Here is a 24,253-nt window from a genome sequence, read left to right as displayed (position 1 = left end):
TGCCATGCCATTGCGCCGCGACTCTCGCGGCAGGCGCGGCGGCGACGCAAGCCCTATTCACGCCGCGTCGTTCATGTGTCCTCCGGCAGCACCGCGCGGAAGATCGCCCCACGACCGGGCTGGCTTTCCACCGCCAGCGTGCCGGCGTGCCGCTGCATGATGGTACGACAGATCGCCAGCCCCAGCCCGGTGCCGGCCGGCTTGCCCGTCAGGGTGTCGCCGCCGGCCTGGCGGAACCGCTCGAAAATCGTTCCCTGGTCCTCCGGCGCGATCCCCGGGCCATTGTCGATCACCTCGATCGCCTGCCCGCCCTCGGCCCGCCGCAGCACCAGCCGCACCCGCCCCGTCCCCGCCGGCGAGAACTTCACCGCATTCGAAAGCAGGTTGATCACGACCTGCGCGATGCGGTCGGCATCGGCCCGCACCGCCGGCAGCCCCGTCGCGATCTCGCAGGACAGCATGATGCTGCGGTCCCGGAAGAGCTGCCCCGTCGCCGCCGCGGCATCGCGCAGGATCGCCGCCAGATCGACCGGCGCGAAATTCCAGTGCAGCTCGCCGGCCTGCATCTTCGCCAGGTCGAGCATGTCGGTGATCAGCCGGGTCAGCCGCTCGCTCTCGCGCAGGATGATGCCCAGGAATTCCTGCCGCCGTGCCGGATCGAGATCGGGCTCTTCCAGCAGGATCTCCGAGAAGGAGCGGATCGAGGTCAGCGGTGTGCGCAGCTCATGGCTGACATTGCTGACGAATTCGTCCTTCAGCCGGTCGAGCTGCTGCAGCGTCGCATTGGCGCGGCGCAGCTCCCCGGTGGTCGCTTCCAGCTCGCGCGACTTCTGCTCCAACTGGCGGCTGTACTCGCGGATCTGCGAGGATTCGTCGACGATCCGGATCACCTCGTCCACGCCCACCGGCCGCTCGCCGGCAACCGAGGCAACCAGGACGCCGGCCGAGGCACCGCCGATCATGCCGGCCAGCAACCGCTCCACCTCCTGCACCACCGCCGCCTCCGCCATCTGCGCGCGCGGGTCGGCGCCGCGCGCGCGCAGCACCGCGGCGAGCCGCTCGCGCGCCCGCTCGGGGCCGATGAACCGGCCGAGCAGTTCGGCGAGATCGGCGATCGGGGCCCCGCCGCGCCAGGGGCCGGGCGTGGCCTGGACGGCGAACACGTCGACATAGGCCCGGGCCTGCGCCCGCTCCAGCGCGGTGGGACGATGCAGCACCGAGACCGCCACCAGCAGGCCCGCATTGGCCAGGATCGACCAGAACAGGCTGTGCGTGATCGGGTCGAGCCCGGCCAGCCCGAACAGTGCCTGTGGCCGCAGCAGGTCGAGCCCGAACAGGCCGCGTTCGAGGAAGTCGCGCGGCAGCACCTCCGACAGCGCCAGGGACGGCAGGAACAGCGTGTACATCCAGACCAGGAACCCCGCGCCGATCCCCAGGATCGCGCCCGGCCGGCTGGCCCGCCGCCAGAACAGCCCGAGCAGGATCGCCGGGGCGAACTGCGCCGCGGCGGCGAAGGACACCAGCCCGATCGAGACCAGCGCATGGGTATTGCCGATGCGCTGCATATAGAGGAAGCCGAGCAGCACCACGCCGAGGATGGCGGCACGACGGATCGCCAGCAACAGCCGGGTCAGGTCGCGCTGGCGCGCCGGCGCGAAGCGCAGCAGCAGCGGCATGACCAGGTCATTGCAGACCATGGTACTGAGGGCGACGCTCTCCACCACCACCATGGCGGTGGCGGCGGACAACCCGCCGATCAGCGCGGCCACCGACAGCGCCTGCGCCCCCGCCGACAGCGGCAGGGTCAGCACCACCATGTCGCGGTCGCTGCCTGCGGGCAGCAGCAGCAGCCCGGCCAGCGCGATCGGCAGCACGAACAGGTTGATCACGAACAGATAGAGCGGGAACCCCCACATCGCCGGCGCGAGATGGCGCTCGTCGCGGTTCTCGACCACCAGCATGTGGAACTGTCGCGGCAGGCAGATCGCGGCAGCCATCGCCACCAGCACCAGCCCGGTCCACTCCGCCGGCGGGGTGGCGAGGCGGGCCAGGGTCGGCCATTGCGGCAAAGTGGCGGCGCGGGCGAAGAGATCCGGAAAGCCCTCGAACAGCACCAGCCCGGTGAACAGGCCGACGGCGACGAGGCAGACCAGCTTCACCACCGATTCCAGCGCGATCGCCGCGACCATGCCACGATGATGCTCGTCGGGATCGATATGGGCGGTGCCGAACAGCACGCCGAACAACGCCAGCAGCAGCGCCGCCCCGAAGGCCAGCGTGCCCTCGGCGATCCCGCCGCTCCACCCTGCCCCGCCGCCCAGCACCACCATCAGGCTGGCGGACACCGCCTTGAGCTGCAGGGCGATGTAGGGCACCGAGCCGATCACCGCGATCAGCGTCACCAGCCCCGCCAGCAGCGCCGAGCGCCCGTAGCGGGTGGCGATGAAGTCGGCCAGCGAGGTGATGCGGTGCGCCTTGCTGATGCGCAGGATCTTCGCCAGCACCGGCCAGCCGAGCACGCAGACCAGGGTCGGTCCCAGATAGATCGGCAGGAAGTCGATCCCCCGCGCCGAGGCGCGGCCGACCGAGCCGTAATAGGTCCAGGAGGTGCAGTAGACACCGAGCGAGAGCACGTAGACGGCGGCGGAGGGGCGCGCACGGCTGCGGTCGGCGATCGCCGCCACCGCGAACAGCAGGGCCCCATAGGCCGCGAGCGGCAGCAGCACGCCGATCCCGCTCATCCGCCCTCCCCGCCGCGCCGCCGCGCCCGCCGGAGAATGGCGCCGAGCAGCAGGATCACCACCGCCCAGCCCGCATAGACGGCGACGAACAGCACCGGGATGCCGAACAGGGTCGCCTCGCCGGGCAGGCCGATGACCGGCGGCAGGAACAGCACCAGGCCGAGCAGGAACAGCCCGCCCAGCCGCGCCCGCGTGTCGGGATCGGGGTTCATCGCCGGCATTGGCGACCTCGCCGGCAGGGCGGCAGCCTGATCATGGCCCGGATCACATCCTCGGTGCCGCGATCAAGCCCCAGCGCAAGGCGGGAGGCAATCGGGGCGGCACCGGATACCGCGCGGCGGCACTCACCCGGGCACGGGAAGCCCGAACGACACCGTCCCGTCCTGTGCCGCCGCCCGCTCCAGGCCACGCTCCTGTTCCAGGAATTCCTGCATCGCCGCCGCCACCCCGGCATTGCGGTCGCAGGGGCTCAGCCAGACATCGATGCAGGCCACGTCGGACGGCGTGCCGTGGTCACGCTCGAGCTTGAGGGCGGCCTTCGACCACGCCGCCGTGCCGCCTTCCAGCACGCGCACCGGCGCACCCGTCAGTCCCTGCGCCTCCGGCACCGCCAGCCGCGCCAGCATCCCATCCGGCGAGGTCAACACCACCAGCCGCGCCATCATCAGCCGGTCCTGCAGCAAATCCAGCCGGGTGCGCAGCCCCCACAGCGCGCCGGGAATATGGCCTTCGCGAAAATCGACGCTGCGCGCCAGATCCACCACCGTGGCATCGCCGCAGGCGGCCAGCGCGTCGGCATCAATGGAATCCACCCGCGCCTGCAGCTCCGGCACGCCGATCGCGCCCGGACCGCGCACCGTGGCCTCGTCCAGCCCGCCCTCCACCACGAACACGTCGCGGTGCCCCATCCGCCGCAGCCAGGCCGCCGCCATGCGGGCGCGCACGCCGTCGTCGTCGATCAGCGCGATGCGGGCGTTGTGCACCGCGATCCAGGCATCGGTGGCCCGCACCAGTTGCCCGCCCGGCGCCGACAGGCTGCCCGGACGATGCCCCGCCGCGAACTCGGCCGGGTCGCGCACGTCCAGCACATAGCAACTGCGGCCGGGATCCTCCTCGAACCGCGCCAGGTCGAGCGGCCCGATCACGCCGACGCCCGATTGCTCGGCAAATGCCTTCGCCCGCGCCAGCGCCAGCGCGGCGGAAGCGGGACGGCCGGGCGGGAAGCGCGCCTCGCTGCCCTGCGCCAGCGCGAAGCCGGCCAGATCCCAGCCCATGAGGCCGTCACGCAGTGCCAGCACACGGTTGGGCACGCCAGCCCGGCGCAGGCTCTCCGCCCCCAGGATTGCCCGTGTGTGCGCCGCGGCAGTGACCACGACCACCGTGTCCGGATCGGGCACCAGGTCGGCGATGCGGTAGACCAGCTCCCCCCCGGGCACGTTCACCGCTGTCGGGATCGCCCTGCGGCGGAATTCCTCGGGACTGCGGCTGTCCAGCACCACGAGGTCGTGGCGCGTTTCCAGCCAGCGCGCGAGGTCCGGCGCCGCGATGACCTCGGTGGCATCATGCCGCGCCACCCAGGCGGCGAAGGCCCGGGACGGCAGGTTGACGCCAGCGAACAGCGGATAACCCGCCGCCTGCCAGGCCGGCGTGCCGCCCGCCAGCACGGACACATCGTCCGCGCCGAGGCTCTCCAGCCATCCGGCGAGGCGCACGGCGAGTTCCCGTCCGTCATCGACGCAGACGATGCGGGTGGCGAGCGAGGGCAGCAGCGCCCGCGCGCGGATCTCCATGCGCGACAACGGGCAAGGCACCGCCCAGAACAGGTGGCCGGTGGCGTATTCGCCTTCCTCCCGTGCGTCCAGGATGGCCAGTTCCCGGCGATCGGTGATCCAGCCCCGCAGGGTGGCGGCGTCGATGGATCTCATGGCCGTGGCGCCGGGAGCATTCTGCCTGGGCTGCGCGCCGCCACGGGAGCAGGAGCATTCATGAAGGCCTCCTCCGTTTTGGGCGAAGACTAGGCAGGCCGGAGTGGCTTGTCACCAAGCCCCCGCGTGGGCGGACCCCTGGGAGGAATCCTGCCCGACCCGCCTCACTCGACCAGTTCACCTTCGTGCAGGATCGGGCCCTTCAGCTCCTCGAAGCGGAACAGCTTGAAGGCGCGCTGCCCGTTGAGATCGAGCATGCGCAGGCCGTTCTGCTCTTCCAGGGTCTGCCTGATGACGGTGAAATGCCCGCCATAGCGCTGCTGTACCAGCTCGACCGGAATCTCGTAGGCGATGAACTTGCCGATTCCCTTGCGGTGCAGCCGCTGGATCAGCGCAGGATCGGTGATGCTCGGATAGGAGGTCAAATAGACCACCGAGCCACTGGCCGTCATCAACAGCATTGCATTCATGAATGATCTCCCGCAACAGACATTGTCATTCAGTCAGGAGGAAAACCTCGAAGGAACGGTCGAAGACCTGCATGACTTCAGCGGACAGCCGGCACCCGTCCGGCTCGGCCGGGGCCGTACACTGAGAGGCATGCGCGGCGATGGCACGACGCTTGCGCGAGAGGTCGGCGGTGATGTCGAGGCGCCACCCGGCGATGTCCTCGACCGCCAGGTCCTGTCGCGTGTGCTGCGTCCAGATCCAGACCGGATAGCTGCGCAGCTTGCCGCCGATGCGGCGTGCGACGGCGGCACCGATCCAGTACGCGGCGGCATGATCGGCATGCGGATCGTGCTGCCACGTGGTGCAGACCGTATCCACCTCGTGCCTGCGCGCCAGGGCGACGAGTTGCTCCACCACCTGGTCGAAGCCGGGCCCGGACTGCGGCAGCCGCGCCTTGGGCAGGCCGAGGAAATGCAACCGCTCCCGCGGCAGGCCGAGCAGTTCGGTGGCCGTGCGGGTCTCGGCTTCGTGCCGTGTCCGCAGCAGCACCGGCGCACCGCCGGCGACGGCGTCCTCCGGCTCGTTCCCATCGGTCAGCACGACGACCACCGGCGGCCGGCCCCGGACGCTGGCGGCAGCGATCAGGCCGCCGCAGCCCAGGCTTTCGTCGTCCGGATGCGGCGCCAGGATCAACGCCGTGCCGGCGGCGATGGTGTCCAGGTCGGCACACGGCAGGTCCCGCAGCCGCCAGAGGATTTCGTCCGTGCGCATCATGCCATCCCCAATTCCATCATGCCCAGCTCCTGCCGCCCCCGCCGCCGCCTGGCGTCGGGGGCTGGCACATCGCCGCCGTTACAGCCGGCCCCAGTACGCGGCTGTGTCCGACATGCGGTTGGAGAAGCCCCATTCGTTGTCGTACCAGCTCATCACCCGCACCAGCGCGCCATCCACGACCGCGGTCTGGGTGGCATCGAAGGTCGAGGAAGCCGGGCTGTGGTTGAAATCGGCGCTGACCAGCTTCTCCGTATTGTAGTCGAGGATCCCCTTCAGCTCGCCTTCGGAGGCCGCCTTCACCGCGGCGTTGACCTCTTCCTTGGTCGCCGGCTTCTTCAGCACCACGTCGAGCGAGACCAGCGACACGTTCGGCGTCGGCACGCGGATGGCGGTGCCGTCCAGCTTGCCCTTCAGGTCCGGCATCACCAGCCCGACCGCGCGGGCGGCACCGGTGGTGGTGGGGATCATCGACAGCGCCGCGGCGCGGGCGCGGTGCAGGTCCTTGTGCAGCGTGTCCAGCGTCGGCTGGTCGCCGGTGTAGGAATGGATCGTCACCATGTAGCCGCGCTCGATGCCGAAGCTGTCATGCAGCACCTTGGCCACCGGGGCGAGGCAGTTGGTGGTGCAGGAGGCGTTCGACACCACGGTCATGTCGCGGGTCAGCGTCTTGTGGTTGACGCCGTAGACGATGGTGGCATCCGCCCCTTCGCCCGGGGCCGAGATCAGCACCTTCTTCGCGCCGGCCTGCAGCAGGGCCGACGCCTTCTCCTTGGAAGTGAAGATGCCGGTGCACTCGAAGGCGATGTCGACGCCCTGGTACGGCACCCTGGTCGGGTCGCGCTCGGCCGAAACCTTGATCGGGCCCCAGACCCGCCCGCCGCGACGGATGGTGATGGTATCGCCCGCGACCTCGACCACGCCCGGGAAGCGTCCATGGACGCTGTCGTAGCGAAGCAGGTGCGCATTCGCGTCGGGGCTGCCGAGATCGTTGATGGCGACCACCTCGATGTCCTCGCGCCCGCTTTCCACCAGCGCCCGCAGCACGAGGCGCCCGATGCGCCCGAACCCGTTGATCGCGACTTTCACCGCCATGACGTTGTCTTCCCTTACGGCCTGATCGTGATTGTTTGCCTTGTTGCGCCGGCGCTTCGCCCCGGGCCGGCGCCGTCCCGGTCTGGTTTACGTCAGGATCTTCGCCACGGTGTTCCGGCGCAGGCGGTACTGGTCGGGCATCGACTTGCCGAGCAGCGGGCGAAGATACAAGCGGTAGGCATCGGTCACGTCGGTGCCGCTCGCAGAGATGAACTCATCCGGCATGGTGCGCGTCTTGCCAGCCACCGCCGCCAGCGGCACCAGCCGATAATCCACCGAGTAATAGCCGGTACGCTCGATGATCACCGAGCCGCTGGTCTCACCCCACATGGCGAACTGCACCGCCTTCTCGGCGACCTCCCGCGCCTCGCGCTGATCGATGTCGGAAACGCAGCCGATGAAGGAACGCTGCAGGTAGCCGAGCGTGTCGCCGCGCACGCGGCTGAGGCCGAGCTTCTCCTTGACCTCGCTGCACAGCAGTTCGGCGAGCGCGCCGCTGCCGGAGAGCTGCACGTTGCCATGCGCATCGCGCTCGACCTGCTTGGCGAGCTGCGTCGCGATCGGCACGCCGGCCTCGTCATGGATGCCTTCCGACACCGCGACCACGCACCGGCCGAACCGGTCATAGGCGCTTTTCACGTCGGCGATGAAATTCTCCAGCCGGAAGGTGCGCTCCGGCAGGTAGATCATGTGCGGCCCGTCATCGGGGAACTTCTTGCCCAGCGCCGCGGCGGCGGTCAGGAACCCGGCATGCCGACCCATGACCACGCCGATATAGACGCCCGGCAGCGAGCGATTGTCGAGGTTGGCGCCGAGAAAGGCCTGGGTGACGAAGCGCGCGGCCGAGGGAAAGCCCGGCGTGTGGTCGTTCAGCACCACGTCGTTGTCGATGGTCTTGGGGATGTGCACGCAGACGAGCGGATGGTCGGCCTTCTGCGCTTCCTCGGCGACGATGCGGGTGGTGTCGGAGGAATCATTGCCGCCGATGTAGAAGAAGTAGCGGATCTCGTGCGCGCGCAGGACCTTGAAGATTTCCTGGCAGTATTTCAGGTCTGGCTTGTCGCGGCAGGAGCCGAGCGCCGAGGAGGGCGTCTCGCCGACCATCTCCAGGTTATGGGTGGTCTCCTGCGTCAGGTCGACGAAGTCCTCGTTGATGATGCCGCGCACGCCGTGCAGCGCGCCATACACCAGGCTGACATTGCGGAACTTCCGCGATTCCAGCACCGTGCCAACCAATGACTGGTTGATCACCGCGGTCGGGCCACCGCCCTGGGCTACCAGCACTTTTCCTTCCAACACAGCCGCATGCTCCGTTGATGAGGATGGGGACAGGCCGCAACGAAACAGACCGGGCGGGGACGGTGACGCCGCCCCGCCCGTCGGTCGGGTCAGTCTTTGCCCTGATAGATCGCGATGATCCGGTCGAGCATGGCCAGGGCTTCTTCCTTGGGCCGCTGGAAGGTGTTGCGGCCGATGATCGAGCCGTTGGCGCCGCCGTCGCGCAGGCCGCGCACTTCTTCGTAGAGTCCTTCGAGGCTTTTCGCCTCGCCGCCCGAGAACACCACGATGCGGCGGCCGGCGAAGGCCGACTGCACCACGTGCCGGACCCGCTTGGCCAGGGTGGAGCGGTCGATATGCTGGCTTTCGTAGGTCTTCTTGGCGGCGTCGAGGCTGACCACGTCGGTGGGCGGCTTCACCTTGATGATGTGCGCGCCGGACAGCGCCGCCATATGCGCGGCATAGGCGCAGATATCGAGCGCGGTCTCGCCGGCCTTGTCGAGCAGCGGGCCGCGCGGATAGCTCCACACCACCACGGCGAGCCCGACCGCCTTCGCTTCCTCCGACAGCTCGCGCAGTTCCTCCATCTGGGCGAAGGCGTATTCGCTGCCTGGATAAATGGTGAAGCCGATCGCCGCACAGCCAAGCCGCAGCGCGTCCCTGACGCTGCCGGTGACCGCCTGGTCCTTGGTGGTGGCGAGGCTGTTGGAGCTGTTCACCTTCAGGATGGTCGGGATGGCGCCGGCGTAGCTCGCCGCGCCGGCCTCGATCATGCCGAGCGGCGCCGCGTACGCGGACAGCCCCGCCTCGACGGCAAGCTCGAAATGATAGCGCGGATCATAGGCCGGTGGGTTGGGGGCGAAGCTGCGGGCGGGGCCATGCTCGAAGCCCTGGTCGACCGGCAGGATCACCAGCTTGCCGGTGCCGCCCAGCCGCCCTTCCATCAGGATGCGGGCCAGGTTGGCCTTGGTGCCGGGATTGTCGCTCTCGTACCAATCGAGGATGTTCCTGATCTCGGGCGTGATGCGCATGGGTCTGAACTCCTGTGGACGGCAGAAGCTGTGTCCCGGGGCCGGCGCCGCGCCCCTGCCGCCTGGCAGAGGCGGAGACGGGCCTGCCGGTGTGACGGGGCATGGCGCGCCGGAGCGGCGCGCCGGTGCGATGAGCGGGAAAAGGGGCTTGCGGAGATCGGCGCGGGCCGGCGCTGTCCGAAGGCATTTCCTGCAGGTTTCCTCGACGCCCGGACGCTGGTCCCGGGTGGCTGTTCTGTTCTCGTTGCTCCCGGACGGCGGCGCTTCATCCCCCGGTGGCGGTCACCACGCCGGGCCACGAGCCGGGCATGAAGGCATGGCGAACCGAACGACGTTTCCTTGTGGCAGGCAAGACCAAGACAAGCGATGGAGCAGCAAATCTGTCAGTGGAAGTCAGAATCGTAAGCAATTTCCTCAAAAATAACATGGTAATTTGAAGTAAATTTGGTAATGAAATTGAATTTAATTTGTGACGTATTTCGTATTTTGTTCCCCACTATGGTCAGTTCGAAGTCATCATGGTAGATATTTGTTTGATCATCTGTCAATACAAAGCCATCAACCGACCATTCACGCGAACATCCACGCGGCAACAGCCCCGTTGATTTCACACATGTTCTGCCATTTGAACTGGCTAACGCCACATGAACTTCCAGGCGCAGACTCTTCCAAGAGCATTGCGCGGCCGCTGGCATGGCAGCCATGGAGTCATACTGGCAGTACATATTTTGCAGTGCGGAATCTCTTATTGTGCAGTGCGGAATCTTTGGCCAGTTCGACATGTCACCATTAACACCATATCACCATTTACCTGGCGTTTGGCGTTGTCAACTGGATCGCTTTTTGCGTTCTCGCCACCTGGTTCCCCGAGGAAGGCCAAAAATCCCACCCAAGTAATGAAAAGTTGCCCGTTCCGGCAGGCTATTCACCAAATCGCATGAAAATCAGGGCATCGATGCGATGTCCGCCATCCCAGTGCACGCCTTGCGCGCCCGCAGCCGGCGACGCGCATGGATTTTCACGATCTCGAGCACGCACAGCAGTTGCAGTCGCCGCCGCCGGCCGGCACCGGCAATGCGCATCCCCGAGACGGGCGGCGGTGATTTCGCAGCGCACCAATCGCGATGACGGCGGCCCCTCTTGGCAGCGACCGCGGGCACGGGCACATGCTGGATCATCATGCCCAATGCCGCACCGGACCCCGCACCCCCGATCCCCGACGCCGCCCCCACCGCAGGCGGGGCCATGACACCGCAGGTCTTCGACCGCATGGCCGTGCGCCGCCACCGTGATCGCGCCGCCGCCACGGTGGACCGGGTCGCCGACATCCTGCGCGACGCCGCCGACCGCCTGCTCGACCGCCTCGATGACACCACGCGCCGCTTCACCCGTGCCCTTGATCTCGGCGGGCGGGGCATCGTCGCCCCGCTGCTGCGCGCCCGCGGCATCGATGTCGTCGCCTGCGACCTCTCCCCCCGCATGGCCGCCCGTGCCGGGGCGCCCTGTGTTGCCGCCGACGCGGAATGGCTGCCCTTCGCCCCCGCCAGCTTCGACCTGGTGGTGGCGAACCTGTCGCTGCACTGGGTCAACGACCTGCCGGGCGCGCTGATCCAGCTCCGCCAGGCGCTGCGGCCGGACGGGCTGCTGCTGGCCAGCCTGCCCGCGCGGGGCACCCTCGCCGAGCTGCGCACCGCCCTGGCCGAAGCCGAGGCGGCGCTCGCCGGCGGCGCCGCACCGCGGGTCGCGCCCTTCCCGGACCTGCGCGACTGCGCCGCCCTGCTGCAGCGCGCCGGCTTCGCCCTGCCGGTTGCCGATGTCGAGGACATCACCCTGCTGTATGCCGACCCGCTGCGGCTGCTGCGCGACCTGCGCGAGGCCGGGGAGGCCAATGCGGTGGCGCTGCGCGACCGGCGCATCCCGCCACGCGCGCTGTTCCCGGCCGCCCTCGCCGCCCTGCCCGGGCAGGAGGGGCGCGCGCGGGCAACCCTGCGGCTGGCCGTGCTGACCGGATGGGCGCCCGCGCCGGGCCAGCCGCAGCCGCTGCCGCGCGGCAGTGGCCAGGTGCCACTCGGCGAGGCGCTGGCCGACCCGGACCGGAGCCGGAACCGTCGCTGAACGGCTGCGTATGGGCGGCGACAGATCCGCTTCGCCCAAAAGGAAATGCCCATGACGACGTTGCTGCGTGCCGCCCTGCTCGGCACCTGCCTGCTGCCGCTGGCCGCCTGCTTCACCTATCGCGAGGTGCCGGTGCAAGAGCCGGCGCCGGTCGTGATCACCCCGCCGCCCGCGGGCAGCGCCCCCATCCTGGTGCGGCCGGGCACCACGCCGTGAGGAAGCCGGTCATGCGAATCCTGGTCCGCGCCGCCCTGCTCGCCGCCCTGACGCTGCCGGCCGCCGCCTGCATCAGCTATCACGAGGAACCGCGCAAGCCCGCCCCGGTGGTGGTCACCCCGCCGCCCGATGCCGGCCCGGTGGTAGTGACGCCGCCCGCGCGCTGACCCGCCACCGGCGTGCCGGCCCGGCGCGGGTCATCCGCCCCCGTCCGGCTCGGTCGGAGCGATCGGGCCGCGTTCCCGCTGAGGGCCGGCCCGCCGGCCGGTGCCGCCGGGCCGGTCCTGGTCGACCGCCACGGTCAGATTGCGTTGCACCGGCGCCCCGGCGCCGGGGGCCGTATCGTCGGCCAGGGCCACCTGGGTCGCCAGCTCGCGGCGGATGGCAAGCAGCGCCGCGGCCGCTTCCCGCCGCGCCGTCCCGCCGCAGACCGGGCCGGGGAAGCGGGAGAGCAGCTCCCGCGTGATGGTCAGCCGGCCATTGGCCAGCCGCCATTGCGCCAGATAGCTCACCGAGTCCGTCTCCAGCCGCAGATCGGCGGGCACACGCTGCAGTTGCCGCCCGGGCGGCAGGTCCAGCACGATCTGCTCGCTCTGCCGTCCGGCATGGCAAGGGGCGGCGGTGGTCTCGCCGATGTCGCGGCGCAGCGGCCCGAGCAACATGTCGCCCGGCCGCACCAGCAGCCGCAGCCCGGGGGTCGGCACGAAGCCGGCGCCCTCCAGCAGGGCCGGATCGGCGATCAGGGCGAAGCGGCCATTGACCTCGTACTCGTTGCCGGGGGTCTCGGGCGGGGCGAAGCTGAAGCTGCCGCCGCCATCCAGGCCAAGGGCGCGCAACTGCGCCGCGGCAGCGCCGTCGCCGATTCCCTCGGCCCATTGCGCGGAATGCCGCAGATCGCCGGCGAAGGGACCGGTGGCCGAGGTGCGGGTGGTGCCACGGATCCGCCCGTCCGCGAGCAGCGTCGCCTGGGTGACCAGGGTGGCGGAGGCCCCCCCGGGCGCCAGCGCCGGGGTCCGCCGCAGCGCGCCGGATGCCACCGCGTGCAGCACCGGCTTACCGGCGGCGGCGAAGGGCAGCACACCGAAGGGCGCGGTGCCGGCGGTGGTGTCGGCATAGAGCCCGAATTCCGGCAACCAGGTGACCAGGTGGTCGAACTGGGCGAAGCCCGGCGGCCCGGCCAGCGAATAGCCGTCGCCGAGATTGACCATCACCATCTCCGCGGCGATACTGCGGGCAGCCAGCAGCGCGTGAAACAGCGCCACGTGGTCCTTGCAGTCGCCCCAGCCACGCGCCAGCACTATCCCCGCATCCGTCGGCAGCAGGGCGCCATCGCCGACATAGAGCGCGACATAGCGGATGCGGGCGCTGACCCAGTCATAGATGCGGCGGGCTTCCTCGCGTCGGTCCGCCGCCCCCGCCACCAGCCGCTCGGCGAGCGCGCGGATCTGCGGGGTGGGCTGCGCCTTCGGCAGTGCCGCTGCCGCCCAGTCGCGCGCCAGCGCATCCCAGTCGCGCCAGGTCGAGACGAACACGCGCGGCAGGCGATCGAAGGCAGCCAGCGCCGAATCCTCGGCGACGGCGGCCGGATCGGCCTGCCAGCGATGCACCACCGCCTCCCCGTCCTCGGTGACGGAGTGGCGGAAGCCATGAACCTCGCTCTGCAGCACCGTGCCGCGTGGGACCCGCACCACCAGGGACAGGTCGCGCCAGGGCAGGTCGACGGGGCGGTAGAGCGCGGTGGCGAAGCCGGGCAGCAGCGGTCGCGCCCGCAGCTTGCGCCAGGCCACCACCACGGTGTCACCGGCCTGCACGTCCGGCAGCAGCACCACCTTCTGGCGGCGGTCGGTGAAACGGTCGAGCTCGGGCGAGCCGCGCGGCAACTGCTCGACCACCGCGTCCGGGCCGGCCGGCAACACCCGCCCGTCGGCCTTGCGCGTCGCCGCCTCGACCAGATCGAGGGTCTCCAGGCCGGGGCTGTAGGTCATGGTCTGCTGCGCCTCGCGCCGGGCGGCAGCGGCATTGGCCACACGGATCTCGACACGCCAGATGCGGGTGACGGCGCCGTCCCGGCCGAGATCGTAACTGTCGGAGGCACGCAGCACGTCCACCGGCGTGGCAGCACGGGCGGCATGCGCAAGGATGGCGAAATAAATCAGCAGCAAGGCTGCCGCCAGACCGAGGACAACGGAGATACGCCGGGCCATGCCGCTCTCCACATCGTGAAGAGTGTATGGAATAATCTGCCATCACGAAAAAGTGAATAAAAAACCAACTTCGTTATAATAACGCTTTCAAAAGAAATGGCCGCCAGTACCATTTTCAGCACCGCCGGCGACCTGCCCAACACCAATATTTCATGTCGATCCTGTCAACAGGATCGAACGGGGCCACATATCCCCGGAATTCAATGAAACTTCGCAAGAATTCAATAAATTATGAATCCCATCACGGAACCATCTTGTCGTTTATTTAAACCATCGCAGTCCCAAATGATTGCATCCGGACAAATGAAACCTGCCCGGATCTGCTCGCGGACAGATGCAGACAGAATCGTCATCCTTCCATCGAGGAGTTATCGTTCATGTCGAGCTCTGAAGGACGTTTCGAGTTTCCAGGCACACAGGGACTGACACTGAACCGGCACGGCGACACCGTGCAAATTCTGCGCCATGGCGCAGAATTCGGCACGATCCGGTTCATCGGCGGCATTCCGTCCAACCTGACGCTGGCGAGCGACCGCCACGGCGGCAGCACGCTGAGCTGGCACGTGACCGGAGCAAGCGGGCATAACATCGCCACCGACATCGTCACGCATTTCACCGGCAACGCGAATGTCCGGGCAAGCTGGCATGCCACCGGCGCCCATGGGGAGGTCTCCGGGGCAAGCTTCGCCAGCGCATGGCAATCGAGCGACGCGCAAAACGCGTCTTTCTCCAGCACCACCATCCTGACCGGGTGACATCGTCCGGACCATCATGCCGCTGCGCCCCTCTCCCCGGCACCGGAGCGGGAGAGGGCCGCGGTGGTCAGCCGCCGGTGACGCTCATGTGCCGCGACAGGGCCGGGGCGTCGCGGCGACGGTCGATGACGAAGTCGTGGCCCTTCGGCTTGCGCGCGATCGCGGCCTCGATCGCCGCCACCAGCCCGGCATCTCTGGCACCGCCGCGCAGCAGCGCACGAAAATCGGCGCTGTCCTCCTGCCCGAGGCACATGTACAGCCTGCCGGTGCAGGTCAGTCGCACCCGGTTGCAGCTTTCGCAGAAATTATGCGTCATCGGCGTGATGAAGCCGATCCGCCGCCCGGTCTCGGCCACGTCGTAGTAGCGCGCCGGGCCGCCGGTGCGGTACCCGGTCTCGGTCAGCGTCCAGCGCCGCCGCAGCCGCGCGCGCACCAGCGACAGCGGCAGGTACTGGTCGGTGCGGTCCCCCGCGACATCGCCGAGCGGCATGGTCTCGATCAGGCAGAGATCGATCCCATGCCGCCCGCACCAGGCCAGCATGTCGTCGAAGGCATCCTCGTTCACCCCGCGCAGCGCCACCGTGTTCAGCTTGACCGCGAGCCCCGCCTGCTGCGCCGCCCGGATGCCCTCCAGCACCGTCTCGATCCGCCCGCGCCGGGTGATCGCGGTGAAGGCCTGCGGATCGAGCGTGTCGAGGCTGACATTCACCCGCCGCACCCCCGCCGCCGCCAGCGCCCCGGCATGCTGCGCCAGCCGGGTGCCGTTGGTGGTCAGCGTCAGCTCCCGCAGCCCCCCCTCCCCCAGCCGCGCGCCGAGCGAGCGGAACAGCGTCAGCACGTCGCGCCGCACCAGCGGCTCGCCCCCGGTGATGCGGATCTTGCCGGTGCCGAGCGCGATGAAGGCGCCGCACAGCCGGTCAAGCTCCTCCAGGGTGAGGATCGAGGCCTTGGGCAGGAAGGTCATGTCCTCGGCCATGCAATAGACACAGCGCAGGTCGCAGCGGTCAGTGACCGAGACCCGCAGGTAGGTGATCGCCCGACCGAACGGATCCGTCATCGTCGCCATGCCTCATCCCCGCATACAGGTATATTATTGGCCACAATATATCGACGGGCCGCGGCGCGCGCGCAAGGGGGCGGGCCTTTCCCTCAGTCCGGCACGGGGTCGAGGGTGATCACCGCGGCGTTGATGACGACCTTGCCGGCTTCCTCGAAATTGACGGTGACCCGCTGGCCGATCACCGATTGCACCTGTCCGCGCCCCCAGTCGGGGCGGTCGGGATGGCGGACCCACATTCCCGGCTCCAGCGACGATCCGGCCGGTGGCATGGCCATGGCATCCATCCTCCGTCTTTTGGTGCGAACTCGAAAAGACTCGACGCCGCCGCGCCGGGATCGTAATGCCGGGTGACCGGGCCTGGTATCGCGGTCGCGACGCAAGCGTCCGCAACGATGCGGCCCGGATCACCGGGGAGGCTGGCGCGTGGACATATCCGGCACCGCGGGGGCGCCATGGCAGGACGGACTCCGGTTCACCGGGTTGCTGGCCGCACGACTATGTCATGAAATCAGCGGCCCACTCGCCACCGTCGCCGCCGCGATCGCGGTGGCGCAGGCGGATCCCGGCGCCACCGAGGCGCTGCCGCTCGGCCGCGAGGCGGCCGATGTGCTGGCCGCGCGGCTGCGGCTGCTGCGCGCGGCCTGGGCGGGGGGCGCGGAGCCGGAGGACGCCGCGGCGCTGCAGGGGATCTGCACCGCGCTGCCGCGGATCGGCCTGCGCCTGGAAAGGCTCGGGCCACGGCGCCGCTTTCCCGCCGGAACCGGCCGGCTGCTGCTCAATGTCGCGTTGCTCGCCGCCGACAGCCTGCCGCGTGGCGGCACGCTGGAGCTGGCCGGCCTGGGCCCGCAGGGTCTGCGCGCCACGCTGCACGGTGCCGGCGCCGCCTGGCCGGACGGTTTGCCCGATTGGCTCGCCGATCCCGGGGCGGCATGGCAGGCGGCCGGCACCGCCACGCCACGGGAGTTGCAGGGGCCGCTGACCGCCCTGCTCGCACATGCGGCCGGGGCGCGGCTGCGCCTCGGCCCGGTGCCGGTGCCCGGGGATGGCGCCGCACCGCTGCTGCTGCATCCGGCCTGAACGCCCCCGGCGCGTCTTTACCGTTTCTTCGCCTTCGCGCGCGCACCCTGGACGCGATCGCCCCGCCACGGGGCACAGGACGCACGGGGCGCACGGAGAGCGTAATGGACGATCTGCTGGCGGATTTCCTGACCGAGACCAACGAGAGCCTGGCCGAGCTCGACGTGGCGCTGGTGCGCCTGGAACGCACGCCGGACGACGAGCAGACGCTCTCGCAGATTTTCCGGCTGATGCACACGATCAAGGGCACCTGCGGCTTCCTGGGGCTGCCCCGGCTCGAACAGGTGGCGCACGCGGCCGAGAACGTGCTGGTGCGGCTGCGCGAGCGCGCCATCGCCGCCACCCCGGACGTGATCAGCACCGTGCTCTTCGCGCTCGACCGCATCAAGGAGATCGTCGGCGGGCTCGCCGCCGCCGGCACCGAGCCCGCCGGCGATGACAGCGCCCTGGTCGCCGTCCTCACCGAGGTGGCCGAGGGCCGCCAGCCCGCCGCCACGCCCGCTGCCCAGGTCTCCGCAGCGCCTGCCGCCATGCCCCCCGCCCCGCCCGGCGCCGCGCCGGACGGACCCGATGCCGCGTCCCTTTCGACAGCCGCGCCGGCCGCGAACGAAGCGCCGCCGGAACCGGCGGAGGCCGTGCGCGAGGCCGAGGCCACCATCGCCGGCCAGACCATCCGCGTCGGCGTCGACGTGCTGGAAAACCTGATGACGCTGGTCAGCGAGCTGGTGCTCACCCGCAACCAGTTGCTGCAGCTTGCGCGCGGTCAGGAGGATTCGGGGCTGCAGGTGCCGCTGCAGCGTCTGTCGCACATCACCTCCGACCTGCAGGAAGGGGTGATGAAGACGCGCATGCAGCCGATCGGCAATGCCTGGAACAAGCTGCCGCGGCTGGTGCGCGACCTCGCCCGCGACCTCGACAAGCGCATCGAACTGGTCATGCACGGCGCCGACACCGAACTCGACCGGCAGGTGCTGGAGCTGATCAAGGATCCGCTGACGCACATGGTGCGCAATTCCGGCGATCACGGGCTGGAATCCCCGGCCGAGCGCCGCGCCGCGGGCAAGCCGGAGACCGGTCGCATCACCCTCAACGCCTTCCACGAGGGCGGCCACATCCTGATCGAGATCGGCGACGATGGCCGCGGCCTCGCCACCGAGAAGATCCGCGCCAAGGTGCTGGCGCGTGGCCTGGCCACCGAAACCGAACTCGCCACCATGACCGAGGCGCAGATCCAGCGCTTCATCTTCCGCCCCGGCTTCTCCACCGCCGAAGCCGTCACCGCCGTCTCCGGCCGCGGCGTCGGCATGGACGTGGTGAAAACCAACATCGAGAAGATCGGCGGCACCATCGAGCTGAAAAGCCAGCCCGGTCACGGCACCACCTTCGTCGTCAAGATCCCGCTCACCCTCGCCATCGTCTCGGCGCTGATCGTGCAGGCCGGGCGGGAACGCTTCGCCATCCCGCAGCTCAGCGTGGTCGAGCTGGTGCGTGCGGGCACCGAGGCGGAGCGCGACGGCACGGCCACGGGCAAGGACGGCAGCGGCGAGCAGCGCACCGAAAGCCGCATCGAGCGCATCGACGGCACCCCGGTGCTGCGCCTGCGCGACCGGCTGCTGCCGCTGGTCGGGCTCGCCGAGCTGATGCGGCTCGAACCCGACCCCACGCAGGAGGCCGGCAACCGCAGCATCGTGGTCACCCAGGTCGGCGCCACGCTGCTGGGCATCATCGTCGACCGCGTCTTCGACACCGAGGAAATCGTGGTCAAGCCGGTGGCGCCGATCCTGCGCCACATCACCATGTTCAGCGGCAACACCATCCTGGGCGACGGGTCGGTGATCATGATCCTCGATCCCAACGGCATCGCCCGCGCCCAGGGCATCGCCGGCAGTGAACTGCGCCCGGAGGCGATGACCGGCACCGTGCTGGCACAGTCCGGGCAGCGCATCGCCGTGCTGCTGTTCCGTGCCGGCGGCCCCGAGCCGAAGGCGGTGCCGCTCAGCCTGGTGTCGCGGCTGGAGGACATCGCCAGCGAGCGCATCGAGATCTCCGCCGGCCAGCCGGTGGTGCAGTACCGCGGCCGGCTGATGCCGCTGGTGCCGCTCGCCGGCGCGCTCGACAGGACGAAGCCGCGCCATGCCGTGCTGGTGTTCAACGATGTCGATCGCGGGCTTGGCCGCGATCGCTGCATGGGGCTGGTGGTCGACGAAATCCTTGATGTGGTCGAGGACCGCATGAGCATCGAGCTGTCGGGAGACCGGCCGGGCCTGCTGGGCACCGCCGTGCTGGCCGGCCGCGCCACCGACGTGATCGACACCGCCTACTGGCTCACCCGCGCCGCCGGCGACTGGTTCCGCAATGACGGCAGCGGTGTCGCGCGCGCCGGCCGCCTGCTCGTGGTCGAGGACAGCGACTTCTTCCGCAACCTGCTGATCCCCGCCCTCTCGGCCGAAGGCTACGAGGTGGTGGGCTGCGATGGCCCCAGCCGCGCGCTGCAACTGCGCGAGGCCGGCGCGATGTTCGACGCCATCATCTCCGATATCGAAATGCCCGACATGCACGGGCTGGACTTCGTGCGCCGCCTCCGCGCCGAGGGCCCCTGGGCCAGCCTGCCGGTGATCGCGCTCAGCGGGCGGGTCTGCGATGCCGAGGTGACGGCCGGGCGCGCCGCCGGCTTCACCGATTATGTCGGCAAGTTCGACCGTCCTGCCCTGATGGCCAGCCTGCGCCAGTGCCTGGGCGAGACAGTGACCTCCGCCTGAGGACAGGAAGAAAAAGAGAACCATGATGGCCACCCCCACCTCGCCGCGCGCCGCCGAGGCGGCCAGCGCGGAGACGCATGTGCTCGTCACCCTCACCGTCGCCGGCCAGCTCTGCGGCGTCCCGGTGGAGGCGGTGCGCGATGTGCTGAGCGAACAGACGATCACGCGCATCCCGCTCGCGCCCTCGGAGATCGCCGGCAGCCTGAACCTGCGCGGGCGCATCGTCACCGCGATCGACCTGCACCGGCGACTCGGCCTGCCGGATGCTGCGCCCGACGCGCCGCGCATGTCGGTGGTCGCCGAGCAGGGCAACGAACTTTATGCGTTGCTGGTCGACCAGGTCAGCGAAGTGCTCAGCCTGCCCGCCGACGGCTTCGAACGCATCCCGCCGACCCTGCCGCAATCCTGGGCGGCGCATGCGCTGGGCATCCACCGGCTGCAGGACCGGCTGATGGTGGTGCTGGATGTCGGCCGCCTGCTGACGCTCGCGCCGGAGGCCTGAGACGATGGCCGGCGGCCGTCTTTGCCTGGTGGTGGATGACAGCGTCGTCGTGCGCCGGCTGGCCCGCCGCATCCTGGAAGCCCAGGGCTTCGCCGTGCACGAGGCCGGGAACGGCGAGGCCGCCCTCGCCGCCTGTCGTGCCACCCTGCCCGACTGCGTGCTGCTGGACTGGAACATGCCGGTGATGAACGGGCTGGATTTCCTCAAGGCGCTGCGGGGCGAATTCGGCGCGCGGCCACCGGTGGTGTTCTGCACCACCGAGACCGAAATGACCTTCGTGAAGCAGGCGATCGCACAGGGGGCACAGGAATTCATCATGAAGCCGTTCGACGAGGCCATCCTGGTGGGCAAGTTCGCACAGGCCGGGCTGTTGTGAGCGAAACTCTCGCGCCGCTGCTTGCCCGGCCTTCGCCCGAGGCCGCACGTGTCCTGCTCTGCGACGATTCGGCGGTGATTCGCGGCGCGATCGCGCGCATGCTGAACGCCGACCCCACCATCCACGTGGCCGCGCGCGTCGCCAACGGCCGCGCCGCGCTGGAGGCGGTCGGGCGCGAACATTTCGACGTCGCCGTGCTCGACATCGAGATGCCGGAGATGGACGGGCTGACGGCGCTGCCGCTGCTGTTGCGCGCCGATCCCCGGCTGCGGGTGATCATGGCCAGCACCCTGACCACACGCGGCGCCGATATCGCGTTGCGGGCGCTGCGGCTGGGGGCGGCCGACTACGTGCCCAAGCCCTCGGTCGCCGCGATCGCCGATGACAGCTTCCGCCGCGAGCTGCTGGCCAAGGTGAAGGGCCTGGCCCGGCTGCGCCGCCATGCCGTCGCGACGGCGACGCCGCCCGGTGCGCCACGGCCGGTGATGGGCACGGCGGCGGCGCCAACGACAGTCCGGCCGGCGGCACGGGAACGGCCGCTGCTGGTCGCGGTCGGCAGTTCCACCGGCGGACCGCAGGCCCTGTTCACTCTGGTCCAGGGGCTTGGAACCGGGCTGAAGGTTCCGGTGGTGATCACCCAGCACATGCCGGCGGCCTTCACCCCGATCCTGGCCGACCACCTGACCCGGCTCGGGGCCACGCCCTGCGCCGAGGCGCGCGACGGCGAGCCGATCGAGGCGGGACGGATCTACCTGGCGCCGGGCGACCGGCATCTGCTGGTGGAAGGCCGGCCCGGCGCGCTGCGGGCGCGCCTGTCCGATGCAGCCCCGGAGAATTTCTGCCGCCCCTCGGTCGATCCGATGCTGCGCAGCGCCACCCTGGCCTGTAGCGGCCGCGTGCTGGTGGTGATGCTGACCGGCATGGGCCATGACGGACGGGAGGGCACCCGCGCCGTGATCGAGGCCGGCGGCACCGCGCTCGCGCAGGACGAGGCCAGCTCCGTGGTCTGGGGCATGCCCGGGGCGGTAGCGCAGGCGGGGCTGTGCCACCGGGTGCTGCCCCTGCCGGCGATCGCGCCGCGGGTGCTGGACCTGCTGCGCGACGCGGGGAAAGGCCCATGACCCCGGCGAGCTTCGAGGTCTTCGCCACGGTGCTGCGCAACGGCTCCGGCCTCGCCATTGGTCCCGATAAGACCTACCTGCTGGAGACGCGGCTGGTGCCCATCCTGCGGCGGGAAGGACTGCCCGGACTGGATGCGCTGGCGGCGCGGCTGCGCCTGCCGGGATGCGGGACGCTGGCGCGCGACGTGGTCGAGGCGATGACCACCAACGAAAGTTTTTTCTTTCGCGACGACCGGCCTTTCGCGCATGTGCGCGACCACGCCTTGCCGCGCCTGCACGCCGCGCGGCCGGCAGGGACGCGGCTGCGCCTGTGGTCGGCCGCCGCGAGCACCGGGCAGGAAGCCTATTCGCTCGCCATGATCATCAGCGAGATCCAGGCGATGCTGACCGGGCGCGGGGTGGAGATCCTCGGCACCGACATCGCCCGCGCCCCGCTCGCCCGCGCCCGCGCCGGGCTCTATACGCAGTTCGAGATCCAGCGCGGCCTGCCGATGCAGATGCTGGTGCGGCATTTCCGCAAGGAAGGCGCGCAGTGGCGCATTGCCCCGGCACTGCGCAACATGACCGTGTTTCGTGAATGGAACCTGCTGGACGATTTGCGGCCGCTGGGCCGGTTCGACATCGTGTTCTGCCGCAACGTGCTGATCTATTTCGATCCGCCCACCAAGACCTGCGTGCTCGAAGCGATCGCGCGACAGATGGCACCGGATGGGCTGCTCTATCTCGGCGGCGCCGAGACGGTGCTCGGCCTGTGCGACCGTTTTGTGCCTTATGGCGAGGAACGCGGGGTCTATACCCTCGCCCCGGCTCAGCCGGCGGTTGCCGACCGACTGGAGCGGACGATCGTCTGCGCCGGCTGAGCCGCCGCCCACGGTCGCACCGGTGATGCATTGACGACCGCCCCCCGGACCCAATAGGGTGCCTCCATCGTCACGCTCCTGGAAGCCGGTGCAAACCCGGCACGGTCGCGCCACTGTAATCGCCGCTCCCTGTCAGGAGCGGTCGAGAGTCAGACCCAGCCGTGACACATCGCTGCATTGGGACGCGCCATCCCGAGGAGCCCATGATGTCCGACACCACCTTCCTCCCTGATTTCGCGCCGGCCCCGATCCCGCTTCGGGACATCCTGCCATGGGCGCTGTTCGGCATCGTGTTGCTGCTCGCGCTGTATTTCATCGGCGCCGAGGAAGGCGCCACCTCGTTGATATCCGGCATGTACGTGCACGAATTCGTGCATGATGGGCGGCACCTGCTCGGCTTCCCCTGCCACTGAGCCGGCTGTCGACATCATGGTCAGGAATTTGCTCGTCCGCGGGATGCTGGTCGGCATCCTCGCGGGATTGCTTGCCTTCGGCTTCCTGAAGGTCTTCGGCGAGCCCCAGGTCGATCGGGCCATCGCCTTCGAGGCCCGCATGGAGCAGGCCAAGGCCGCCACCGAGGCGGCCGGGGGATCACCGGCGGCGGAAGAAGAACCCGAACTGGTCAGCCGGCCGGTCCAGGCCGGCATCGGGCTGTTCACCGGCGTCGTCGTGTTCGGCGCCGCCATTGGCGGCCTGTTCGCGCTGGTCTTCGCCTCGGCTTCCGGGCGACTGGCCGCCACCGGGCCACGCGCCACTGCCGCGATCCTCGCCGCCATCGGCTTTGTCACGGTCTATCTGGCTCCCTTCGTCAAGTACCCAGCCAACCCGCCCGCGGTCGGCGAACCCGAAACCATCCAGATCCGCACCGCGCTCTATTTTGCGATGATCCTGATTTCAGTGGTGGCGATGCTGGGGGCGGTGCTGCTGCGCCGGCGGCTGGTTGGCCGCCATGGCGCCTGGAATGCATCGCTGTTTGCCGGGCTGGCGTATCTGCTCGTCATCGTCGTTGCCAACTTCGCCCTGCCGACCGTGAACGAGGTGCCCGAGCAATTCCCGGCCGACCTGCTGTGGCAATTCCGGATCGCCTCCGTCGGCGCCCAGGTGATCCTGTGGACCACGCTGGGACTGGCCTTCGGTCCCCTGGCGGAGCACGCCATGCGACGGCAAGCGACGGCACGGCACGTGCTGGCGGCCTCGTAACCCGAATACCGTCGTTCCGCCGCATCAGCCCCACCACGATCGCGGCCGTGCAGGGTCTCGGGGGCGCAGGATGGACATGCCGGTCGGACGATCCAGGGAGCTCTGCTGTGTCCTGTCGCTTTGGATCCTGCTGTGCATTGCCGCGGCGTTCCCTGCCCGGGCCCACCGGCAGGGAAGCTCCGCGCCGGCACCGGAGGATGCGATTTCGATCCCCACCGTCACGCATGGCGAAATGCTCGTGCTGGCCGCTTACCGGAGGGCGATCCTGGCCCTGGCGCAACAGCAGTTTCCCACCGACCGGGTGATGCGGCGGCTGCAGGGCTTCATCAACATCCAGTTCAGCGCATGCCTGTGGGGCCTCGCGCCGGGCAGCCTGACCGACGAGGACAGCCCCTTCAACGAATGCGCCCATGCCTATCTGGCCGCGACCCGGGCGTTGCTCCTGCATCTGCTGGACATGCCCGGTGATCGCACGGCCGTGCAGGCCGTCGTCGCGGAAATCGAAGACGCCATGCAGGCCCGGCAGGCCTCGCTGATGCTGTGCCGCTACAGCGGCGAAGCGTTCAACACCTCCGACGTGATTTATCCGGACTGGAGAGGCCTGCTCCCCTGCACGCCCGGCCTGATTGTCCTGGCGGTCCTGGCACTGGCCGTCCTCCGTTCGGCTTCCGCAAGACCATGCCGCTTTGATCGCCAATGAAACTGACCGGAAACTTA

The 24,253-nt window shown here is 69.6% G+C and carries 26 protein-coding genes; 13 read left to right on the top strand and 13 right to left on the bottom strand.

The window, feature by feature from the left end:
• Positions 1-71 precede the first annotated feature (71 nt).
• From NBY65_RS24485 to NBY65_RS24440, 10 genes are all read right to left on the bottom strand, one after another.
• Positions 72-2,741, bottom strand: a complete 2,670-nt coding sequence (locus tag NBY65_RS24485) for an ATP-binding protein (protein WP_150040903.1) — start codon at positions 2,739-2,741, stop codon at positions 72-74.
• Positions 2,738-2,962: a hypothetical protein gene (locus NBY65_RS24480; RefSeq protein WP_150040904.1), complete on the bottom strand. Its 225-nt coding sequence runs from the start codon at positions 2,960-2,962 to the stop codon at positions 2,738-2,740. The genes NBY65_RS24485 and NBY65_RS24480 overlap by 4 nt, the downstream gene beginning before the upstream one ends.
• A gap of 123 nt (positions 2,963-3,085) precedes the next feature.
• Positions 3,086-4,666 carry a rhodanese-like domain-containing protein gene (locus NBY65_RS24475; protein ID WP_150040905.1) on the bottom strand — a complete coding sequence of 527 codons (1,581 nt, stop codon included), beginning with the start codon at positions 4,664-4,666 and terminating at the stop codon, positions 3,086-3,088.
• Between the two features lie 164 nt (positions 4,667-4,830).
• Positions 4,831-5,136, bottom strand: coding sequence for a cytosolic protein (locus NBY65_RS24470; protein WP_150040906.1), 306 nt, complete (start codon positions 5,134-5,136; stop codon positions 4,831-4,833).
• Positions 5,137-5,161: 25 nt separating this feature from the next.
• Complete coding sequence (locus NBY65_RS24465) at positions 5,162-5,887, bottom strand: PIG-L deacetylase family protein (RefSeq protein ID WP_162530550.1); 726 nt, start codon at positions 5,885-5,887, stop codon at positions 5,162-5,164.
• Positions 5,888-5,968: 81 nt separating this feature from the next.
• A complete protein-coding gene (gap, locus tag NBY65_RS24460; RefSeq protein WP_150040908.1) occupies positions 5,969-6,982 on the bottom strand; it encodes a type I glyceraldehyde-3-phosphate dehydrogenase in 1,014 nt (337 codons plus the stop codon).
• Positions 6,983-7,069: 87 nt separating this feature from the next.
• Positions 7,070-8,266 (bottom strand): 6-phosphofructokinase, encoded by a 1,197-nt coding sequence (locus tag NBY65_RS24455; protein WP_456312388.1) that lies wholly within the window; start codon positions 8,264-8,266, stop codon positions 7,070-7,072.
• Between the two features lie 104 nt (positions 8,267-8,370).
• Positions 8,371-9,291, bottom strand: coding sequence for a class I fructose-bisphosphate aldolase (locus tag NBY65_RS24450; protein WP_150040910.1), 921 nt, complete (start codon positions 9,289-9,291; stop codon positions 8,371-8,373).
• A gap of 383 nt (positions 9,292-9,674) precedes the next feature.
• Positions 9,675-9,995, bottom strand: coding sequence for a hypothetical protein (locus NBY65_RS24445; RefSeq protein ID WP_162530551.1), 321 nt, complete (start codon positions 9,993-9,995; stop codon positions 9,675-9,677).
• 240 nt (positions 9,996-10,235) lie between these two features.
• The gene (locus NBY65_RS24440; RefSeq protein WP_150040912.1) at positions 10,236-10,472 is read right to left on the bottom strand and encodes a hypothetical protein; all 237 of its coding nucleotides are present in this window, start codon (positions 10,470-10,472) and stop codon (positions 10,236-10,238) included.
• Between the two features lie 64 nt (positions 10,473-10,536).
• On the opposite strand from NBY65_RS24440, the gene NBY65_RS24435 reads away from it, so the two are divergent.
• The 3 genes from NBY65_RS24435 to NBY65_RS24425 are packed head-to-tail and all read left to right on the top strand — an operon-like array spanning position 10,537 to position 11,789.
• Positions 10,537-11,406, top strand: a complete 870-nt coding sequence (locus tag NBY65_RS24435) for a methyltransferase domain-containing protein (RefSeq protein WP_150040913.1) — start codon at positions 10,537-10,539, stop codon at positions 11,404-11,406.
• Between the two features lie 51 nt (positions 11,407-11,457).
• Positions 11,458-11,622, top strand: coding sequence for a hypothetical protein (locus NBY65_RS24430; RefSeq protein ID WP_162530552.1), 165 nt, complete (start codon positions 11,458-11,460; stop codon positions 11,620-11,622).
• A gap of 11 nt (positions 11,623-11,633) precedes the next feature.
• Positions 11,634-11,789, top strand: a complete 156-nt coding sequence (locus NBY65_RS24425) for a hypothetical protein (RefSeq protein ID WP_162530553.1) — start codon at positions 11,634-11,636, stop codon at positions 11,787-11,789.
• Between the two features lie 30 nt (positions 11,790-11,819).
• On the opposite strand, the gene NBY65_RS24420 is transcribed toward NBY65_RS24425, so the two are convergent.
• Positions 11,820-13,826 carry a DUF3857 domain-containing transglutaminase family protein gene (locus tag NBY65_RS24420; protein WP_250265738.1) on the bottom strand — a complete coding sequence of 669 codons (2,007 nt, stop codon included), beginning with the start codon at positions 13,824-13,826 and terminating at the stop codon, positions 11,820-11,822.
• A 377-nt stretch (positions 13,827-14,203) separates the two neighbouring features.
• On the opposite strand from NBY65_RS24420, the gene NBY65_RS24415 reads away from it, so the two are divergent.
• Positions 14,204-14,581 carry a hypothetical protein gene (locus NBY65_RS24415; RefSeq protein ID WP_150040915.1) on the top strand — a complete coding sequence of 126 codons (378 nt, stop codon included), beginning with the start codon at positions 14,204-14,206 and terminating at the stop codon, positions 14,579-14,581.
• A gap of 67 nt (positions 14,582-14,648) precedes the next feature.
• Here NBY65_RS24415 and moaA read toward each other — a convergent pair whose 3' ends face one another.
• Positions 14,649-15,638, bottom strand: a complete 990-nt coding sequence (moaA, locus tag NBY65_RS24410) for a GTP 3',8-cyclase MoaA (protein ID WP_150040928.1) — start codon at positions 15,636-15,638, stop codon at positions 14,649-14,651.
• 92 nt (positions 15,639-15,730) lie between these two features.
• Positions 15,731-15,916: a DUF3553 domain-containing protein gene (locus NBY65_RS24405; RefSeq protein ID WP_150040916.1), complete on the bottom strand. Its 186-nt coding sequence runs from the start codon at positions 15,914-15,916 to the stop codon at positions 15,731-15,733.
• A 148-nt stretch (positions 15,917-16,064) separates the two neighbouring features.
• Here NBY65_RS24405 and NBY65_RS24400 point away from each other — a divergent pair, with 148 nt between their 5' ends.
• From NBY65_RS24400 to NBY65_RS24360, 9 genes are all read left to right on the top strand, one after another.
• Positions 16,065-16,718 (top strand): histidine phosphotransferase family protein, encoded by a 654-nt coding sequence (locus tag NBY65_RS24400; RefSeq protein WP_162530554.1) that lies wholly within the window; start codon positions 16,065-16,067, stop codon positions 16,716-16,718.
• 104 nt (positions 16,719-16,822) lie between these two features.
• Entirely contained in the window at positions 16,823-19,477 is a 2,655-nt protein-coding gene (locus NBY65_RS24395; protein WP_150040918.1) for a hybrid sensor histidine kinase/response regulator, read from the top strand.
• A gap of 22 nt (positions 19,478-19,499) precedes the next feature.
• On the top strand, positions 19,500-19,979 hold the full coding sequence (locus NBY65_RS24390) for a chemotaxis protein CheW (protein ID WP_150040919.1): 480 nt from the start codon (positions 19,500-19,502) through the stop codon (positions 19,977-19,979).
• 4 nt (positions 19,980-19,983) lie between these two features.
• Positions 19,984-20,355, top strand: a complete 372-nt coding sequence (locus tag NBY65_RS24385; protein WP_150040920.1) for a response regulator — start codon at positions 19,984-19,986, stop codon at positions 20,353-20,355.
• Positions 20,352-21,476: a protein-glutamate methylesterase/protein-glutamine glutaminase gene (locus NBY65_RS24380; protein WP_239002787.1), complete on the top strand. Its 1,125-nt coding sequence runs from the start codon at positions 20,352-20,354 to the stop codon at positions 21,474-21,476. The genes NBY65_RS24385 and NBY65_RS24380 overlap by 4 nt, the downstream gene beginning before the upstream one ends.
• Entirely contained in the window at positions 21,473-22,336 is an 864-nt protein-coding gene (locus NBY65_RS24375; RefSeq protein ID WP_150040921.1) for a CheR family methyltransferase, read from the top strand. Before NBY65_RS24380 ends, NBY65_RS24375 begins: the two co-directional genes overlap by 4 nt.
• 203 nt (positions 22,337-22,539) lie before the next feature.
• Complete coding sequence (locus tag NBY65_RS24370; RefSeq protein WP_408895153.1) at positions 22,540-22,749, top strand: CbtB domain-containing protein; 210 nt, start codon at positions 22,540-22,542, stop codon at positions 22,747-22,749.
• 16 nt (positions 22,750-22,765) lie between these two features.
• A complete protein-coding gene (locus NBY65_RS24365; protein WP_150040923.1) occupies positions 22,766-23,536 on the top strand; it encodes a CbtA family protein in 771 nt (256 codons plus the stop codon).
• A gap of 70 nt (positions 23,537-23,606) precedes the next feature.
• A complete protein-coding gene (locus tag NBY65_RS24360; protein ID WP_150040924.1) occupies positions 23,607-24,236 on the top strand; it encodes a hypothetical protein in 630 nt (209 codons plus the stop codon).
• Positions 24,237-24,253 lie beyond the last annotated feature (17 nt).

This window comes from Rhodovastum atsumiense (genome assembly GCF_937425535.1).
In the GTDB taxonomy this organism is placed as follows: Bacteria; Pseudomonadota; Alphaproteobacteria; order Acetobacterales; family Acetobacteraceae; genus Rhodovastum; species Rhodovastum atsumiense.
Note: the sequence above shows the minus strand (reverse complement) of the source record. Positions and strands in the feature narration are given on the sequence as shown.

Coding starts and splice junctions, on each gene's coding strand:
- NBY65_RS24385 (WP_150040920.1), top strand. CDS start 19,984: ATGGCCGGCGGCCGTCTTTGCCTGGTGGTGGATGACAGCGTCGTCGTG.
- NBY65_RS24415 (WP_150040915.1), top strand. CDS start 14,204: ATGTCGAGCTCTGAAGGACGTTTCGAGTTTCCAGGCACACAGGGACTG.
- NBY65_RS24390 (WP_150040919.1), top strand. CDS start 19,500: ATGATGGCCACCCCCACCTCGCCGCGCGCCGCCGAGGCGGCCAGCGCG.
- NBY65_RS24440 (WP_150040912.1), bottom strand. CDS start 10,472: ATGATGATCCAGCATGTGCCCGTGCCCGCGGTCGCTGCCAAGAGGGGC.
- gap (WP_150040908.1), bottom strand. CDS start 6,982: ATGGCGGTGAAAGTCGCGATCAACGGGTTCGGGCGCATCGGGCGCCTC.
- NBY65_RS24445 (WP_162530551.1), bottom strand. CDS start 9,995: ATGGCTGCCATGCCAGCGGCCGCGCAATGCTCTTGGAAGAGTCTGCGC.
- moaA (WP_150040928.1), bottom strand. CDS start 15,638: ATGACGGATCCGTTCGGTCGGGCGATCACCTACCTGCGGGTCTCGGTC.
- NBY65_RS24430 (WP_162530552.1), top strand. CDS start 11,458: ATGACGACGTTGCTGCGTGCCGCCCTGCTCGGCACCTGCCTGCTGCCG.
- NBY65_RS24465 (WP_162530550.1), bottom strand. CDS start 5,887: ATGCGCACGGACGAAATCCTCTGGCGGCTGCGGGACCTGCCGTGTGCC.
- NBY65_RS24470 (WP_150040906.1), bottom strand. CDS start 5,136: ATGAATGCAATGCTGTTGATGACGGCCAGTGGCTCGGTGGTCTATTTG.
- NBY65_RS24395 (WP_150040918.1), top strand. CDS start 16,823: ATGGACGATCTGCTGGCGGATTTCCTGACCGAGACCAACGAGAGCCTG.
- NBY65_RS24435 (WP_150040913.1), top strand. CDS start 10,537: ATGACACCGCAGGTCTTCGACCGCATGGCCGTGCGCCGCCACCGTGAT.
- NBY65_RS24485 (WP_150040903.1), bottom strand. CDS start 2,741: ATGAGCGGGATCGGCGTGCTGCTGCCGCTCGCGGCCTATGGGGCCCTG.
- NBY65_RS24370 (WP_408895153.1), top strand. CDS start 22,540: ATGATGTCCGACACCACCTTCCTCCCTGATTTCGCGCCGGCCCCGATC.
- NBY65_RS24375 (WP_150040921.1), top strand. CDS start 21,473: ATGACCCCGGCGAGCTTCGAGGTCTTCGCCACGGTGCTGCGCAACGGC.
- NBY65_RS24475 (WP_150040905.1), bottom strand. CDS start 4,666: ATGAGATCCATCGACGCCGCCACCCTGCGGGGCTGGATCACCGATCGC.
- NBY65_RS24425 (WP_162530553.1), top strand. CDS start 11,634: ATGCGAATCCTGGTCCGCGCCGCCCTGCTCGCCGCCCTGACGCTGCCG.
- NBY65_RS24450 (WP_150040910.1), bottom strand. CDS start 9,291: ATGCGCATCACGCCCGAGATCAGGAACATCCTCGATTGGTACGAGAGC.
- NBY65_RS24405 (WP_150040916.1), bottom strand. CDS start 15,916: ATGGCCATGCCACCGGCCGGATCGTCGCTGGAGCCGGGAATGTGGGTC.
- NBY65_RS24360 (WP_150040924.1), top strand. CDS start 23,607: ATGGACATGCCGGTCGGACGATCCAGGGAGCTCTGCTGTGTCCTGTCG.
- NBY65_RS24480 (WP_150040904.1), bottom strand. CDS start 2,962: ATGCCGGCGATGAACCCCGATCCCGACACGCGGGCGCGGCTGGGCGGG.
- NBY65_RS24365 (WP_150040923.1), top strand. CDS start 22,766: ATGGTCAGGAATTTGCTCGTCCGCGGGATGCTGGTCGGCATCCTCGCG.
- NBY65_RS24420 (WP_250265738.1), bottom strand. CDS start 13,826: ATGGCCCGGCGTATCTCCGTTGTCCTCGGTCTGGCGGCAGCCTTGCTG.